General features: G+C 73.2%; 16 protein-coding genes. 5 read left to right on the forward strand and 11 right to left on the reverse strand.

The window, feature by feature from the left end:
- Positions 1 to 55: 55 nt before the first annotated feature.
- From ABT041_RS26035 to ABT041_RS26045, 3 genes are all read right to left on the reverse strand, one after another.
- Positions 56 to 1,426 (reverse strand): UL36 very large tegument protein, encoded by a 1,371-nt coding sequence (locus ABT041_RS26035; RefSeq protein ID WP_351188346.1) that lies wholly within the window; start codon positions 1,424 to 1,426, stop codon positions 56 to 58.
- Between the two features lie 90 nt (positions 1,427 to 1,516).
- Positions 1,517 to 1,897 (reverse strand): PPOX class F420-dependent oxidoreductase, encoded by a 381-nt coding sequence (locus tag ABT041_RS26040; protein ID WP_351188349.1) that lies wholly within the window; start codon positions 1,895 to 1,897, stop codon positions 1,517 to 1,519.
- A 10-nt stretch (positions 1,898 to 1,907) separates the two neighbouring features.
- Positions 1,908 to 2,303: a winged helix-turn-helix transcriptional regulator gene (locus tag ABT041_RS26045; RefSeq protein ID WP_351188352.1), complete on the reverse strand. Its 396-nt coding sequence runs from the start codon at positions 2,301 to 2,303 to the stop codon at positions 1,908 to 1,910.
- A gap of 61 nt (positions 2,304 to 2,364) precedes the next feature.
- Here ABT041_RS26045 and ABT041_RS26050 point away from each other — a divergent pair, with 61 nt between their 5' ends.
- Positions 2,365 to 3,021: an NAD(P)-dependent oxidoreductase gene (locus ABT041_RS26050; protein ID WP_351188354.1), complete on the forward strand. Its 657-nt coding sequence runs from the start codon at positions 2,365 to 2,367 to the stop codon at positions 3,019 to 3,021.
- Positions 3,022 to 3,065: 44 nt separating this feature from the next.
- On the opposite strand, the gene ABT041_RS26055 is transcribed toward ABT041_RS26050, so the two are convergent.
- On the reverse strand, positions 3,066 to 3,317 hold the full coding sequence (locus tag ABT041_RS26055) for a helix-turn-helix domain-containing protein (RefSeq protein ID WP_351188357.1): 252 nt from the start codon (positions 3,315 to 3,317) through the stop codon (positions 3,066 to 3,068).
- Positions 3,318 to 3,350: 33 nt separating this feature from the next.
- On the opposite strand from ABT041_RS26055, the gene map reads away from it, so the two are divergent.
- Positions 3,351 to 4,118: a type I methionyl aminopeptidase gene (gene map / locus ABT041_RS26060; protein ID WP_351188359.1), complete on the forward strand. Its 768-nt coding sequence runs from the start codon at positions 3,351 to 3,353 to the stop codon at positions 4,116 to 4,118.
- Here the strand turns inward: map and ggt are convergent.
- Entirely contained in the window at positions 4,115 to 5,914 is a 1,800-nt protein-coding gene (gene ggt / locus ABT041_RS26065) for a gamma-glutamyltransferase (RefSeq protein ID WP_351188361.1), read from the reverse strand. The genes map and ggt overlap by 4 nt on opposite strands.
- Before the next feature lie 104 nt (positions 5,915 to 6,018).
- Here ggt and ABT041_RS26070 point away from each other — a divergent pair, with 104 nt between their 5' ends.
- Positions 6,019 to 6,750: a hypothetical protein gene (locus ABT041_RS26070; protein WP_351188364.1), complete on the forward strand. Its 732-nt coding sequence runs from the start codon at positions 6,019 to 6,021 to the stop codon at positions 6,748 to 6,750.
- Here ABT041_RS26070 and ABT041_RS26075 read toward each other — a convergent pair.
- On the reverse strand, positions 6,701 to 7,957 hold the full coding sequence (locus ABT041_RS26075) for a cytochrome P450 (protein WP_351188367.1): 1,257 nt from the start codon (positions 7,955 to 7,957) through the stop codon (positions 6,701 to 6,703). The two genes, ABT041_RS26070 and ABT041_RS26075, sit on opposite strands and share 50 nt — an antisense overlap.
- 160 nt (positions 7,958 to 8,117) lie before the next feature.
- Between ABT041_RS26075 and ABT041_RS26080 the strand changes: the two genes are divergently transcribed.
- Positions 8,118 to 9,326: a hypothetical protein gene (locus tag ABT041_RS26080; protein WP_351188370.1), complete on the forward strand. Its 1,209-nt coding sequence runs from the start codon at positions 8,118 to 8,120 to the stop codon at positions 9,324 to 9,326.
- A gap of 91 nt (positions 9,327 to 9,417) precedes the next feature.
- Positions 9,418 to 11,004 carry a CocE/NonD family hydrolase gene (locus ABT041_RS26085; RefSeq protein ID WP_351188373.1) on the forward strand — a complete coding sequence of 529 codons (1,587 nt, stop codon included), beginning with the start codon at positions 9,418 to 9,420 and terminating at the stop codon, positions 11,002 to 11,004.
- Between the two features lie 38 nt (positions 11,005 to 11,042).
- On the opposite strand, the gene ABT041_RS26090 is transcribed toward ABT041_RS26085, so the two are convergent.
- The 5 genes from ABT041_RS26090 to pcaDC form a co-directional block, all read right to left on the reverse strand.
- A complete protein-coding gene (locus ABT041_RS26090; RefSeq protein WP_502976594.1) occupies positions 11,043 to 11,363 on the reverse strand; it encodes a hypothetical protein in 321 nt (106 codons plus the stop codon).
- A 193-nt stretch (positions 11,364 to 11,556) separates the two neighbouring features.
- On the reverse strand, positions 11,557 to 12,000 hold the full coding sequence (locus ABT041_RS26095) for a DUF6278 family protein (RefSeq protein WP_351188376.1): 444 nt from the start codon (positions 11,998 to 12,000) through the stop codon (positions 11,557 to 11,559).
- Positions 12,001 to 12,066: 66 nt separating this feature from the next.
- The gene (locus ABT041_RS26100) at positions 12,067 to 12,846 is read right to left on the reverse strand and encodes an exodeoxyribonuclease III (RefSeq protein ID WP_351188379.1); all 780 of its coding nucleotides are present in this window, start codon (positions 12,844 to 12,846) and stop codon (positions 12,067 to 12,069) included.
- Positions 12,847 to 12,892: 46 nt separating this feature from the next.
- The gene (locus ABT041_RS26105; protein ID WP_351188382.1) at positions 12,893 to 13,525 is read right to left on the reverse strand and encodes an MBL fold metallo-hydrolase; all 633 of its coding nucleotides are present in this window, start codon (positions 13,523 to 13,525) and stop codon (positions 12,893 to 12,895) included.
- Positions 13,526 to 13,534: 9 nt separating this feature from the next.
- The gene (pcaDC, locus tag ABT041_RS26110; protein ID WP_351188385.1) at positions 13,535 to 14,785 is read right to left on the reverse strand and encodes a bifunctional 3-oxoadipate enol-lactonase/4-carboxymuconolactone decarboxylase PcaDC; all 1,251 of its coding nucleotides are present in this window, start codon (positions 14,783 to 14,785) and stop codon (positions 13,535 to 13,537) included.
- Positions 14,786 to 14,866 lie beyond the last annotated feature (81 nt).

Consider the following 14,866-nt stretch of genomic DNA (forward strand, 5'->3'; position numbering starts at 1 on the left):
ACACGTACCGACACGTACGGACCCGTACCGACCCGTACGAATAGGGCTTCCCCCGTCACGCCCCGGCCAGGCCCGCCACCCGCAGGGCGTGGAGCAGATCGCGCTCCCGGGACGCGGAGACCGCGCGGGCCGCGGCGAGGAGCTCGGGGACGAGCCCGTGCGGGTCCGCGCCCGCGAGCAGGGCGGCGTCCTCGGGGCTGCGGACCCGGACGAAGGCGGTGAGCAGGGCGTGGGCCTCGCGGTGGTGGCCCTCGGCGTGCAGCGCGGCGCAGGCCCCGGCGAGCTCCCCGACCGGGCGGGCCACGCCCTGCCGGAGCAGCTGATCGCAGTCGGCCGCCCGGCCCGCGTCGGCGAGGACGCCGGCGACGGCGGCGAGCCGGCCGGGCGGCAGCGAGGCGGCCTCCCAGAGCAGGGTGGACCAGTCGGCGCCGAGCCCGGCCCTGTGCAGCTCCGCCGCGAGGGCGGGCAGCCGGCCGGGCGGCCCGCCGAGCGCCTCGCAGAGCAGGGCGTGGGCCTCGCCGCTGCGGCCCTGCGCGCGCAGGCGGCGGAGTGCGTAGACGGCGTTGGCCGCGGCGCGGAGGGCTTCGGTGTGGTCCACGGCGGGCGCCTCGGGTGCGGCGACGACTTCACCCCCGCCCCCGAACCGGGCCCCGCGGGGCAGCGTCGCTCCCGCCACGGGCAGGACGGGCACGGCCACCTCCTCCACCGCGTCGGCCCCCTCGTCGAGCCAGGCGTACCGGGCGCCTCGGGGCCGCCGCCTGTTGGCTTTGCCGGGCCGAGGGGCGCCGGCGAGCGGCCCGGGGGCCTGGGCGGATTCGCCGACGGCCTGGGCGGGGGCGCCGGTGACCTGGGCGGATTCGCCGACGGCCTGGGCGGGGGCGCCGGTGACCGGGGCGGGGGCGCCGGCGGCCCGGGTGACCGACTCCGGCCTCCCCCCGCCCAGCCTGGCCAGCCTCCCCGTCAGTTCCCGCACGCGAGCCGCCGCCCTGGCCCGGTCGTCGCGCGTCCAGGCGAGGTCGTGTTGCAGGCGGGCCGCCTCCGTCGGGTCCGGGGTCGTGCGCAGCCGTTCGGCGAGTTCACGGCCGCGGGTCTCGGCGAAGTGGCGTTCGCCCTCCATCAGGTCCCGGCGTTCCGCGAGGGCCTCCGCCCCGCCGGGCCGCCCGTCGTGGGCGCCCGCGGCCGCCGCGTACAGGATCCGGCCGCGCGCGGCGAACGGTCCGTCGACGGTCTCCCCGGCGTCCTGGAGGAGGGACTCCACGATGTCCCAGGGCAGGATCTCGGTCCCGTCGAGGCAGGCGCGCAGGCCCTCGGGGTCGCGGGCGGCGAAGACCCCGTACCAGCCGCCGTCCGGTCGGCAGCGGCCGACGAGCTCCCGCAGCCAGGCCGTGAACGCGGCGACTTCCACCGGGAGTTGATACACCGTCATGCGTTCAGCACCTGCCCCGCCGTCGACTGGAACCTTCCGGTCCGCGGGTATTGGACCGCAGTCGTGTTACGGGACGACTACGGACCGTTTTCAGAACGTGACGACGATCCCGGTGTGCGGGCGCTTCCCGAGCCGGACGATCATGGCGGGCACGTCGGTCAGCCAGTACTGCCAGGTGTACTTGCGCGAAAGCAGGCGCCGGATCCGGCGCAACTCCTCCCCCTCCACCAGCCGGCCCGTGCCGGCGAACCGCTCGGCGCCCTCGGCGACGTTGCCGCGCAGGTCGCAGACGGCGACCTCGACCCGGGGGTCGTTGCGCAGGCGCTTGACCTTCCAGGAGTCGGTCCGGGTCCACACGTACAGCTCGGAGCCCTCCACCGCGTACCAGACGGGCGTGGCGACCGCCGTGCCGTTCTTGCGGAAGGTGGTCAGGCTGACGTAGCGGCCGCGCCGCAGCTCTTCGGGCATCATGCCCGGGAGCTTAGAGCGCCGCCTGTTCGTACGCCGTGCGGGCCTCGCTGATCTCGGGGGCGTGGGTGCGCGCCCAGTCGCAGGCGGTGTCGAGCGGGGCGATGAGGGACCGGCCGAGGGCGGTGAGGGCGTACTCGACGCGGGGCGGGTTCTCGTCGTGGACGGTACGGGTCAGGAAGCCGTCGCGTTCCATGGCGCGGAGGGTCTCGGTGAGGACCTTGGGGGTGATCCAGTGCAGCGGGACGCGGAGTTCGGAGAAGCGGCGGGGCGTCCCGTCCTCCAGGCAACGCAGCACCATCGCCATCCACTTGCCGCCGACGCGGATGGGCCGGCCGTGGCTGCCGCCGCAGTCGGGGTCGTGGAAGAGGGAGGGGCTCAGCGGCTCCGGGGACGACTGCTCGGTCATGCGGTCGACGCTAGCCCAGTACCGTTGAAGTAACCAGGGGTGCCCGTTCTACGGTCCGGGCATGGACAACGAGAGCAAGCGTGTAGTGATCTTCGGCGCCGGCGGACGGGTCGGCCGGGCGGCCGTGGCGGAGGCGGTGGCGCGGGGCCACCGGGTGACCGCCGTGGTCCGCGACCCCGACGTGTACCGCGATCTGGAGGGGGCGGGCGTCACGCTCGTACGGGGCGACGCGACGGACGCGGGCTCGGTGGCGGCGCTCGCGGCGGGCCACGACGCGGCGGTGAACGCGGCCGTCCGTCTCGACGTCCCCTCGGTCGACTTCTTCACGACCGCGGCGAAGGCGATGGTCGCCGGGCTCACCGAGGCGGGCGTCGGGCGGCTGCTCACCCTGGGCATCGCCACCACCCTGGAGACGGCCCCCGGGGTGCGGGTGATGGACGCGCCGGACTTCCCGGAGCAGTACCGGACGTTCTCCCAGGGGCACGTGGACGAGTTCGAGCTGCTGACGGCGGAGGCCGGACCGGCGCTCGACTGGCTGATGGTCGTCCCGCCGATGGACCTGAACGCGGAGGCGGAGCGGACGGGCGGCTACCGGACGGCGGTGGGCACGGTGATCGACGGCCCGGGCCGCATCGCCCACGCCGATCTGGCGCTCGCGCTCCTGGACGAGATCGAGCGCCCGCGCCACAGCCGGGTACAGCTGGCGGTCTCCGCCTGAGACGGCCTACACGGGTGCAGCCGGCGGTCTCCGTCTGAAACGGCCTAGACGGGCGCCGGGGTGCAGTGCACCACCAGCTCGTCCATGGAGAGGTTCAGGACCCCGGCCAGGGCCGCGACGGTGAAGAAGGCCGGGGTCGGGGCCCGACCGGTCTCGATCTTGCGGAGGGTCTCGGCGGAGAGACCGGCGGCCGCGGCGATCTCGACCATGGACCGCTCGCCGCGCGCCTCGCGCAGGAGCAGACCCAGACGCTCGCCGCGCTCGCGCTCTTCGGGGGTGAGGGGTGTGCGCACCATGACCCCATACTAATACCGGTATAGTAATTGGTCATGGTGGAGATCAAGACGAACGAATCCCTGGCGGCCATGCGCGAGTCGGGCCGGGTGGTGGCCCGTGCCCTGGCGGCCGTACGAGAGAAGGCGGCGCCCGGTGTCGCGCTCACCGAGCTCGACCTGGCGGCGCGCGAGGTGCTGAAGGAGGCGGGCGCCGGTTCGCCCTTCCTGGACTACCACCCGGAGTGGGCCCCGGTGCCCTTCCCCGCGGTCGTGTGCGTCTCCGTGAACGACGCGATCGTGCACGGCATCCCGGACGGGACCCGGCTGGCCCCGGGCGACCTGGTCTCGGTGGACTGCGGGGCGGTGTTGGGCGGCTGGGCCGGCGACTCGGCCGTCAGCTTCACGGTCGGCCCGGCCCGTCCCGAGGACGCGCGCCTGATCGCCGCGGCGGAGGAGGCCCTGGAGGCCGGCATCGCCGCGGCCGTCGTCGGCAACCGCGTCGGCGACATCGCCCACGCGATCGGCCGGGTCTGCCGGGCCGCCGGATACGGGATCCCCGACGGCTTCGGCGGCCACGGCATCGGCCGCGCCATGCACGAGGACCCGGGCGTCCCCAACGAGGGACGCCCGGGCCGGGGCATGAGGCTGCGCCACGGGATGGTGCTCGCGATCGAGCCGATGCTCATCGGCGGCGGCACGGACGAGCACTACACGGCGCGGGACGGCTGGACGATCCGTACCTCCGACGGCTCGCGCGCGTCCCACGCCGAGCACACGGTGGCGATCACGGACGAGGGGCCGCGTGTCCTGACGGCGCTCTAACCCGCGTCCGGCCGCACCACCATCGCCGAGCCGCCGCCCCGCCTGACCGTCTCCGCGGCGGCCACCCAGCGGCCGTCCGGGAGGCGCTGGACACCGGTCGCAGCGCCGATCTCCGGGTTCTGCCGGAAGCCGTGCCCGATGGCCTCAAGTTCCGTCCTCAAGGGGCTGTTCCACAGGGCGGGTTCGAGTTCGGTGGTGGCCTGGTTGCGCTGGCTGGCGCGCGGCGCGGCGATCGCGTCGACGAGCGGCAGGCCCCGGTCGAGGACGCCCGTCAGGGTCTGGAGGACCGTGGTGATGATGGTCGAGCCGCCCGGCGAGCCGAGCGCGAGAACGGGCCGGTCGTGCTGGTCGAGGACGATCGTCGGGGAGATCGAGGAGCGCGGCCGCTTGCCGGGGCCGGGCAGGTTGGGGTCGTGGACGGCGGGGTTGGCCGGGGCGAAGGAGAAGTCGGTCAGCTCGTTGTTGAGCAGGAAGCCCCGGCCGGGCACGGTGATGCCGCTGCCGCCGGTGGACTCGATGGTGAGGGTGTAGGCGACGATGTTGCCCCACTTGTCGGCCACCGTCAGATGGGTGGTGTTCTCGCCCTCGTACGTCGTCGGGGCGGCGGTCCCGCCGCTCGCGCACGGCACCGGGCTGCTCGGGTCGCCGGGGGCGAGCGGGCTGGTGAGGGCGGCGTCGTCGCGGATCAGGCAGGCGCGGGAGTCGGCGAACCGCTGGGAGAGCAGGCCGCGGGTCGGCACGGACTCGAAGGCCGGGTCGCCGACCCAGCGGCCCCGGTCGGCGAAGGCGATGCGGCTGGCCTCGATGTAGCGGTGCAGGTAGCGGGCCTGGGAGGCCGCCGAGAGGTCGGTGCCCTCCAGGATGTTGAGCGCCTCGCCGACGCTCGTGCCGCCGGAGGAGGAGGGGGCCATGCCGTAGACGTCGAGCCCGCGGTACGAGACCTTCGTGGGCCTGCGGGACTCGGTGCGGTACGCGGCGAGGTCGGCCTCCGTCAGGTCGCCGGGGCGGACGGTCCGGGTGGAGCCCGCGCGGAGCGGGGGCGTGCGCACGGTGTTCACGATGTCCCGGGCGAGCGGGCCCCGGTAGAGGGCGCCGACGCCTTCGCGGCCCAGCGTCTCGTACGTACGGGCCAGGTCGGGGTTCTTGAACACGGAGCCGACCACGGGCAGCTGCCCGCCGGGCAGGAACAGCTCGGAGGTGGCCGGGAAGTCGCGGAAGCGGGCCTCGTTGGCGGCCGTCTGGGCGCGGAAGGTGGGGTCGACGGTGAAGCCGTCGCGGGCGAGCCGCTCGGCCGGTTCGAGCAGGGCGCCGAGACGCTTGCTGCCCCAGGCGTCGAGGGCGGTCTTCCAGGTGGCGGGGGTGCCGGGGGTGCCGACACCGAGTCCGCTGGTCTGCCCCTCCTCGAAGGGGATGGGCTTGCCGTTCTCCGTGAAGAGCCCGGCGTCGGCGGTGCTCGGTGCGGTCTCGCGGCCGTCGATGGTCCGTACGGCACGGCTCTTCGCGTCGTAGTACACGAAGTAGCCGCCGCCTCCGATGCCCGCCGAGTACGGCTCGGTGACGCCGAGCGCGGCCGCGACGGCGACGGCGGCGTCGACCGCGTTGCCGCCCTTGCGGAGCACCTCGATGCCGGCGGCCGAGGCGTCGGCGTCGACACTGGCCACGGCACCGCCGTAGCCGACGGCGACGGGTTCCTTCACCGAGGGCGGGGCGGTGCTCGGTGGCGCGGCGGCGCCCATCGAGAGCACCGTCGCCGCGACGGCGAGAAGGGACACCTTGCCAACGGCGGAGCGACGCATTCGTACCTCCAGTCAACGACCGTCCGCGCAGCGTAACTTCCCGCTCCGCCTCCCGTCAGGACCACCTCGAACTGAAGGCCGGATCGCCGCTAGCATGCGCGCCCATGAACGAAGACGTCCGCAACATCGTGCTCGGGGTCCTGGCGACCGGGGTCAGCGCCGCCATCGGCTGGCTGGGCCGCACGTACCAGTGGCGGCGCAGGCTGCGCCGCAAGCAGGCGTTCTTCGGCCTCCCGGCGGGTTCCGAGTGCCTGCTCGTGGTGAACCGCGAGGTGGGCGGGGACAACGTCGTCCACCGCATCGACGTGTTCGCCCTGCTCGAACTCTCGGCGCTCGTCAAGGACTGCGGGGCCCAGGCTCGGATCCTCGCGCACGACGCCGCCCACCAAGGCTTCGGCGATCGCACCGAGTTCTGCCTGGGGGGGCCTTACTCCAACCGCCGGACGGCCGCCCATCTGGCCACCCTCCTGCCCGGCGTGACCATGAACGTGGACGTGCAACCGTCCGAGGTCCGGCAGGCGATCACCATCGGCGCCGAGCGCTACTCCATGGAAAAGGGCGTCTCCGAGTACGTCATACTTGCCCGGCTCATGGCCGGGGAAGGCGGCCGGCCGGTGTTCCTCTTCTGCGGACAGACGGCCATCACCAACCAGGCGGCCACCCGCTACCTCGCCCGCCACTACGATGCGCTCGCGCGCCGCCACCGCTCGGGTTCCTTCGTGCTCCTCCTGAAGGTGGTCAACTCGCAGGCGTACGGTCCCGATGTGGTCGAGCTGGTGGCCGATGTCACGAGCGCGGCGCGGACGGCCCCAGTGGCCGCACCGGCAGCGACTTGATCCCGTTGATGAAGTTGGAGACGAGGCGCCGGGGCGGTCCCGCGAGGGCCAGGCCGCCGCAGGCCGCGCGCACCTCCTCGTAGAACACGCTCAGTTGGAGCCGGGCGAAGTGGACGCCGAGGCAGACGTGCGGGCCGTCGCCGAAGGAGACGTGCGGGTTCGGGTTCCGGCCCAGGTCCAGGCGGTGCGGGTCGGCGAAGACGCGCTCGTCGTGGTTGGCGGAGGCGTGGAAGACGACGACCTTGTCGCCCGCGAGGATCTTCTGCCCGGCGAGCTCGGTGTCCTGGACGGCCGTGCGGCGGAAGGAGAGCACGGGCGGGTGCACGCGCAGGAGTTCGTCGACGGCCGAGCCCATGGAGACCTCGCCACGCCACAACCGCGCTTGCTCCGAGGGATGTTCGGCGAGGGCGAGGATCCCGCCGGGGGCGGCGCTGCGGACGGTGTCGTTGCCGGCGACGGTCAGCAGGAAGAAGAACATCTCCAGTTCGGCGTCGGCGAGTTCGGAGGCGGCGAGGACGCTCATGACGTCGTCGGCGGGGTGCGCGCGTTTGTACGCGGCGAGCTCCTGGGCGTAGCCGAACATCTCGGCGAGCATGGCGGGCGAGCGCGGGTTGACCGGCCTGCCGTCGGCGTCGAGGACCGGGGGCTCGTCGGGGTCCTGGTAGGCGATGACCCGTTCGGTCCAGGTGTGCAGGAGTCCACGGTCGCTCGCGGGCACCCCGAGCAGGTCGGTGAGGTTGAGCAGGGCGTAGTCGTCGGTGACGGCCCGGACGAGGTCCACCTCGCCGCCGTCCGCGAACGCGGCGCCGAGCAGCTGGCGCGCGCGATCGCGCGCGGTGACGGCGAAGCGCTCGATCCGCCCGGGCGTGAAGGCCCGGCTGACGAGTCTCCTCAGCCTTCCGTGGTCCGGCGGGTCCTGATTGAGCATCATGCGCCGGATGAAGGGCAGGTCGGCGGGGTCGGGATCGCGGATCTGGGTGGCGCCGAGGTGCGAGGAGTACGTCCCCGGGTCCTTGAGCACCCGGACGACGTCGGCGTGCCGGGTGACGGCCCAGAACCCGGATCCGGCGGGCCAGCCGAGGACCTCCGGCTCGTCCTGCCGGGCGACGGGGGCCCGGTCCCGGAGGGTGCGGAAGCGGTCGTGCGGGATGCCCGCGGCGTAGATCCGCGGGTCGAAGACGTCGGGTGCGTCGGTCCTGCTCTGCACCGGCCCCTCCCGTCCGGGTGATCCAGGGGTGAAGACGTCACCATCATGACAGGTCAGAGCGCATTTTCGTAGGACGGAACGCACAGTTCGGGAGCCTTGTCCGGGCTGTCCCCCGACTCCCAGAATCTCCGTCGTGCATCACACGGAGAACAGGGGGCACATGGGGAACGCAGGGAAGTTCGACGCGGAGACGGTGCTGCGGGCGCGGGTGCTGCTGCTCGGGTCGGAGCCGTTGACCCTCAGGGAGCGGCTGGGCGCGTACCGGGTGCTCGCGACGGCGAGCCCGCGGGCGTACGTGCCGAAGCTGGTCGACGCACTGGTCGAGCGGGCCCACGAGTTGAGGGATCCCGAGCTGCACCTCGCCCTGATCGGGGAGGCGGCGGCCGCGGCGCGGCGGATCGAGGCGGACGCGCCCGGCGGGAAGGAACGGCGGGAGCGCGTCCTGGGCACCTACGAACACGCGCTGTTCGCCGTCGGCCGGCGGGCCGAGGGGCGCGCGGTGTGCGAGGAGCTGGCGGAGGCCGGATCGTACCGGCGCCTCGCGATCGTGCTGGCCGAGGAGGGGCGCCACGGGGAGGCCGCCGAACTGTACGGGCGGCACGTCGAATCCGGGGAAAGCGCGTCCCCCTGGCGCCTGATCGAGTGGGCCGCCGAACTCGACGCGGCCGGGCGGCGCGAGGAGGCCCTGCAGGCGTTCGGCGGCCTCGTGGACGGCAGTCGGCGCAAGGCGGCGGAGGACCGTGGCCCGCTCGCCTCCCTCGTGTGGCAGCTGGACCAGTACGCCAGGATGCTGGGGGCGGCGGGACGTGACGCCGAGGAGGCCGCCGCGCGGAGCGAGGCGCTGGCCCTGCTCGGCCGACTGGCGCGGGGCGGCGAGCCGGTGAGCTGGAGCAACATCCAGGCCTCGTGGGTCACGCTGCTCGTCCTCTCGGGCCGGCCGGACGAGCCGGCCGCCACTCCGGACGCCCCGCTGCCGGCGTTCGGGGCCCACCCGGTCCACGGCTGGTCTCCCGATGTGCGGGAGCACTACTTCGCCTCCCTCCCCGCCCTCGAACGGGAGAGCGCCACCCTGCGCGCGTCGGGTGATCTCCCCGGACTGATCGTCGCCCAGCGCCGCCTGACCGTCCGCCGGGCGCTCCACTGGGAGACTTCCGGCCGCCGGGCCGAGGAGTCGCTCCGTCCGTCGTTCGACGAGGGCGTGGCCCTCGCCCGCCGCCTCCGCGAGGGCCGCTCCACGCTCTCCCGGGCCCTCACCGACCGTGCGATGTTCCTCCTCGCCGTCAAGCGGTACGAGGAGGCGCACGCCGACTTCACCGAGGCGACCGCCGTCCGGAGCGGCGACCCGCGACCAATCGTTACCCGCACGTAACTTACCGAACAGTTACCACGGGTAAAGCACCCCGGTTACCGTCGGGTCACTTTCACTGCCCCCCATCAGTGACTCCAGTGAGGAGTGTCCCGTGCGCACATCCCTGGCCCTCGCCGTCTCGGCCGCTCTCGTGGCCGGGACGGCCCTCGGGCTCGCCCCGACCGCCCAGGCCGCCGACACCTCCATCCGTTTCGTCGACATCGCCGGGGACGGCGGCACCGTCCTCAAGGCGAACGTCGTCACCCCCGCCGGAGCCGGCGCCGGCGTCCGCCACCCCCTGATCGTGCTGCCCACCAGCTGGGCCATGCCGCAGGTCGAGTACCTCGCCCAGGCCCAGAAGCTCGCCGACTCCGGCTACGTCGTGGTGAGTTACAACTCGCGCGGCTTCTGGCAGTCCGGCGGGGAGATCGAGACCGCGGGCCCCAAGGACGTCGCCGACGCATCCAAGGTGATCGACTGGGCCCTCGCGAACACCCCGTCCGACCCCGCCCACGTGGGCATGGCGGGCGTCTCGTACGGCGCGGGGATCAGCCTCCTCGCCGCCGCCCACGACCCGCGGATCAAGGCCGTCGCGGCGCTCAGCGGCTGGGCCGACCTCATCGAGTCCATCTACAGCGGCCGCACCCAGCACCTCCAGGCCGCCGCCCTGCTCGGCGGCGCCGGCTACCTCACCGGCCGCCCCGGTCCCGAACTCCAGCAGATCCTGGGCGACTTCCTCTCCTCCAACCTGGACAAGGAGGAGGACATGATCGCCTGGGGCCGCAAGCGCTCGGCGGCCGAGCAGCTCGACCGGATCAACGCCAACGGCGCCGCGATCATGCTCGGCAACGCCTGGGGCGACACCATCTTCCCGCCCAACCAGTACGCGGGCTTCTACGAGAAGCTCACCGGTCCCAAGCGCCTGGAGTTCCGGCCTGGCGACCACGCCACCGCCGAGGCCACCGGCCTCCTCGGCCTGCCCAACGACACCTGGACCAGCGCCCACCGCTGGTTCGACCACTACCTCAAGGGCGTCGACAACGGCATCGACCGCGAGCAGCCCGTCCAGCTCAAGCCCCGTACCCAGGCTCTCGGCTCCGCCCGAGCAGGGGAGACCCCCTTCGGCGCCGGCTACGAGGGCTACCCCGACTGGAAGTCCCTCGACGCGAACCGCCGGAAGTTCGACCTCGGCGGTACGCAGCGGATCTGGGCCAATGTCGACTCCGGCGCCAACGGCGGGATCGTGATGCTCTCCAACCTCCTCGACCAGTTCTTCCAGGCCCCGCCCGTCGCCTCGATCCCCCTCCTCCCCCGCGCCTTCGCCGGCGTCTGGCAGTCGGAGCGGTACGACAGCCCGCAGCGCGTGCGCGGCACGGTGAAGCTGCACACCACGGTGAGCTCCACCAAGGAGAGCGGCACCCTCGTCGCGTACCTCTACGACGTGGGCCCGCTCGGTCTCGGCAAGCTGGTCAGCAACGCCCCGTACACCTTCCACGACCGCACCCCCGGGCAGCCCTTCGGCGTCGATCTGGAGCTGTTCTCGACGGCGTACGACGTCCCGGCCGGGCACCGGCTCGCGCTCGTCGTCGACACCGTCGACCCGCTCTACATCGAGCACAACCCGACCGGCGCGCAGCTGACCTTCTCCTCCCCCACGGCCGACCCGTCGTACGTGTCGGTCCCCCTGCGGGCGGAGTGATCACCGGCTGCTGCCGGGCGGGTGCGGCTCCTTGCCCGCTACCGCTGTCCCGGCAGCAGCGTCTGCGGTTCGGCCGGGGACTCCTCGGTGAGGACCGCGCCGAGGGCGAGCGAGAGCCCCGAGGCGCGGGCGAAGTCCTTGAGGCGGTTGCCGAGGCTCCTGAGCAGCAGCTTCCGGATGCCCTCGTACGCGAAGGGGTTCCACGTCGTGGAGGTGAACTGCCCGGCGCCGAAAGGGAGATGGAGGACCGATGCGGCCGGCGCGAGGATCACCACGGTGGAAGCGCGTCCGTGGAGGAGGTGACGCCGCCGGGCCTGCGGCCCCGGGATGTCGCACAAGGCGGTGGACTCGGCGGTCATCGGGCGCCGTAGTGCTTGTTGACGCCACGCAGTTCGATCAGCGGATCGACGACGGCCATGCGCTGCCCTGCCCCGTTTCTCAGCGGTGTCGCGGTCAGCGCAAACTATCCACGAGAAAAAGGGACTTCACGCCGGACACGCACGAAAAGGTAATAAGCCGTATTTACCGCAAGCGGCGGGGGCAGGCGTGGACTCAGTACTCGGAGGCCTCCGCGTACACCTGGGAGAGCTGCGGCGCACCCGAGATCGCCCAGTCGAGACCGGCCTCGACGACCTGGATCTCCCGGCCGGAGGCGAGCCGCACGACGGGGCCGCCGCCGGGCCACACCTGCCACCGGGCGCCCGGCACGTTCCGGACGATCACGGTGCCGAGGTAGAGACCGGCGTCGTTGCCGAACCAGGGAAGCTCCTCAGGATCGTTTCGCCAGCGGGGCGGCAGCTGATCGAGCTCCTGCAGGGAGCGCGGGGTGTCGTCCAGGGCCACCCCGGCCTCCCCGACGCGGGAACGCAGCAGCTCGCACTCGGAGAGGAGCTCGGCCACTCCCTCCGGGTCGCGGTCGAAGGCCGCGGCCAGGGGGGAGCCGGCCGGCTCGGGCTCATGTCGCTTGCGCCAGATGTCCAGAAACGGGATGTTCATCCGAACAGCCTCGCACCGTCACCTCCCGGTCGACCACCCGGCGCGCGGTGATCATCCTGATCGGCCTCAGACGTCGAGGTCGACGACGACGGGCGCGTGGTCCGAGGCGCCCTTGCCCTTGCGCTCCTCGCGGTCCACATAGCTGTCGGAGACCGCCTCGGCGAAGGGCTTGTTGCCGTAGACCAGGTCGATGCGCATGCCCTTGTTCTTCGGGAAGCAGAGCTGGCGGTAGTCCCAGTACGTGAAGGGGTGGTCGTACTTGAGGGGGCGCGGGACCACGTCGGCGAGACCGGTCTCGCGGAGTCCGGCGAGCGCGGCCCGCTCGGGCTCCGTCACGTGCGTGGCTCCCTCGAAGACGGCGATGTCCCAGACGTCGTCGTCGGTCGGGGCGATGTTGTAGTCGCCGAGGACCGCGAAGGGCCGCTCGCCCGCCGCGTCCTCCGCGACGGCCGCCTTCAGCGCCTCCAGCCAGCGCAGCTTGTACGCGTAGTGCTCGTGCGCCACCTCGCGGCCGTTCGGCACGTACACCGACCAGACGCGGACCGGGCCGCAGGTCGCGGAGATCGCCCGGGGCTCCTCCAACCCCTCGTACTCCGGGCCGCCCGGCAGGCCGGTGACCACGTCGTCGAGGCCGACCCGGGAGACCAGGGCCACGCCGTTCCACCGCCCGGTGGCGTTGACCACCGACTCGTAGCCCAGCGCGCGCAGCTCCTCGGTGGGGAACTGCTCGGCGGTGCACTTGGTCTCCTGGATGCACAGCACGTCGGTGCCGCTGCTCTCCAGCCAGGCCAGGAGCCGGGGCAGCCGGGCGGTGATCGAATTGACGTTCCAGGTGGCGATGCGCATGAGCGCAAGCCTACTGGCGGGGTGTGACAGTCGGCCCTCGCGCCGCTCAGAGCTCGGTGGACGCCCCGGAGGCGAGACGCGCGTGACGGGTGCCGCCGAGCTCGCCGATCTGCCGGTCGTAGATGGGCCGGGCGAGATCGGTGAGCAGGGCGTCGTGGATGTCGTACGCCCGGCGCGGCTTGACCTCGCGCACGTAGTCGATGACCTCGGAGATCTTGTTCCAGGGGGCCATGACGGGCAGCAGCAGCGTGTCCACGGGGTGGTCGGGCACGGTGAGCGCGTCGCCGGGGTGGAAGACGGCGCCGTCGACGAGGTAGCCCACGTTGGTGATGCGCGGGATGTCCGGGTGGATCACCGCGTGCAGCTCGCCGTGGACCTGGACGTCGAAGCCGGCCGCCGTGAAGGTGTCGCCGTGCCCGACGGTGTGCACCCGCCCCGGGAAGGCCGCCGAGATCCGCTCGGCGACGCTGCGCAGCGTCCAGATCTCGGCGGCCTCGTTGGCGTCCAGGGCGGCGCGCAGCCGGCCCTCGTCGAAGTGGTCGGGGTGCTCGTGGGTGACGAGCAGCGCGTCGGCTCCGAGGACGGCGTCCTCCTCGGTGAACATGCCGGGGTCGAGGACGAGCGTGCGGCCGTCCTTCTCCAGCCGCACGCAGGCGTGGGACTTCTTCGTCAGCTTCACGCGCCCAGGCTACGCCGGGGGCGTCGTCTGCTCCTTGATGACGCGGGTGACCACCCGCAGGGCCGTCTCGGCGGCCGGGAAACCGCAGTACGCGCCCGCGTGGAGGACGATCTCGCGCAGCTCCTCCGGCGCGAGGCCGTTGCGGAGGGCGGCGCGGGTGTGGTCGGCGAGGGCCTCCCGGTGGCCGCCGGCGATGAGGGCGGTGAGGGTGACGACGCTGCGGGTGCGTCGGTCGAGCCCCTCACGGCTCCAGACCTCACCCCAGGCGTACCGGGTGACGAGCTCCTGGAACGCGCCGTCGGGGTCGTCGGCGAGGGCCTGGTCGACGTGCGCGTCACCGAGGACCTCGCGGCGCAGCGCGAGCCCCTGCTCGTACGGGTCGGGCCGGCCGGCCTCGACGGGCTCGGCGGCGGGGGCGGCCGGGACGGGCTCGGCGACGGGGACGGGCGCCGGGGGCACGGCCGCAGGACCGCCGGCCTCCGGGACGACGCCCGCGAAGTGCTCGGTGAGCAGGTCGGTCACGGCGGCGGGCTGCTCGACCGGCGCGAGGTGCGAGGCGCCGGGCACGACGGCGAGCCGGGCGTCGGCGATCCCGGCGACCAGGGTGCGGGCCTCGGCGGGGCCGGTGACCTGGTCCTCGGAACCGACCAGGACGAGGGCGGGGATGCCGATGCTGCCGAGGGCCTCACGGACGTCGAAGACGGCGAGGGCCTCGCAGGCGGCGATGTAGCAGGCCGGGTCGGTCGTACGGACCATCTGGACGGCCCAGTCGACGATGGCGGGCTGCGCGCCGGCGAAGAGCGGGGTGAACCACTGCTCGGGCGCCGTCCTGGCCATCGGCTCGAGACCGTTCGCCCGCACGATCACCCCCCGCTGCCGGAACTCGTCGGCGGTGCCGAAGCGGGGCGAGGTGGCGACCAGGGCGAGCGAGGCGACCCGGTGGGGCGCGCGGAGGGCGAGGTCGAGCCCGACGGCACCGCCGAGGGAGCAGCCCGCGTAACCGAAACGCTGGACGCCGAGCGCGTCGAGCGTGGCGAGGAGCCGGTCGCCGAGCTCGGCGACGGAGGTGAAGGGCTCGGCGGGCGCGCCCCCGTGCCCCGGCAGATCGAACCGGACGACCCGCCAGTCACGACTGAGCTCCGGTATCTGCCGGTCCCACATGTGAAAGGTGGTCCCGAGAGACGGCCCGAGGACCAGGACCGGGGCGTCCTCGCGCCCGTCGACACGGTATTGCAGGGTGTTCGTCGCTGTCTCACTCACCCGCAAGACCCTCTCATCTCGCGCCCGGCCCTCCTTGGCCGGGGGGCCGGGAAAGACAGGCCGTACCGACGGTTACACCTC

This window comes from Streptomyces sp. NPDC002825, assembly GCF_040295385.1.
Taxonomy (GTDB): Bacteria; Actinomycetota; Actinomycetes; order Streptomycetales; family Streptomycetaceae; genus Streptomyces.

What these genes read in the sequence shown, in the direction of transcription:
- ABT041_RS26035 (WP_351188346.1), bottom strand. Translation starts at nt 1,426, where the DNA reads ATGACGGTGTATCAACTCCCGGTGGAAGTCGCCGCGTTCACGGCCTGG.
- ABT041_RS26040 (WP_351188349.1), bottom strand. Translation starts at nt 1,897, where the DNA reads ATGATGCCCGAAGAGCTGCGGCGCGGCCGCTACGTCAGCCTGACCACC.
- ABT041_RS26045 (WP_351188352.1), bottom strand. Translation starts at nt 2,303, where the DNA reads ATGACCGAGCAGTCGTCCCCGGAGCCGCTGAGCCCCTCCCTCTTCCAC.
- ABT041_RS26050 (WP_351188354.1), top strand. Translation starts at nt 2,365, where the DNA reads ATGGACAACGAGAGCAAGCGTGTAGTGATCTTCGGCGCCGGCGGACGG.
- ABT041_RS26055 (WP_351188357.1), bottom strand. Translation starts at nt 3,317, where the DNA reads ATGGTGCGCACACCCCTCACCCCCGAAGAGCGCGAGCGCGGCGAGCGT.
- map (WP_351188359.1), top strand. Translation starts at nt 3,351, where the DNA reads ATGGTGGAGATCAAGACGAACGAATCCCTGGCGGCCATGCGCGAGTCG.
- ggt (WP_351188361.1), bottom strand. Translation starts at nt 5,914, where the DNA reads ATGCGTCGCTCCGCCGTTGGCAAGGTGTCCCTTCTCGCCGTCGCGGCG.
- ABT041_RS26070 (WP_351188364.1), top strand. Translation starts at nt 6,019, where the DNA reads ATGAACGAAGACGTCCGCAACATCGTGCTCGGGGTCCTGGCGACCGGG.
- ABT041_RS26080 (WP_351188370.1), top strand. Translation starts at nt 8,118, where the DNA reads ATGGGGAACGCAGGGAAGTTCGACGCGGAGACGGTGCTGCGGGCGCGG.
- ABT041_RS26090 (WP_502976594.1), bottom strand. Translation starts at nt 11,363, where the DNA reads ATGACCGCCGAGTCCACCGCCTTGTGCGACATCCCGGGGCCGCAGGCC.
- ABT041_RS26095 (WP_351188376.1), bottom strand. Translation starts at nt 12,000, where the DNA reads ATGAACATCCCGTTTCTGGACATCTGGCGCAAGCGACATGAGCCCGAG.
- ABT041_RS26100 (WP_351188379.1), bottom strand. Translation starts at nt 12,846, where the DNA reads ATGCGCATCGCCACCTGGAACGTCAATTCGATCACCGCCCGGCTGCCC.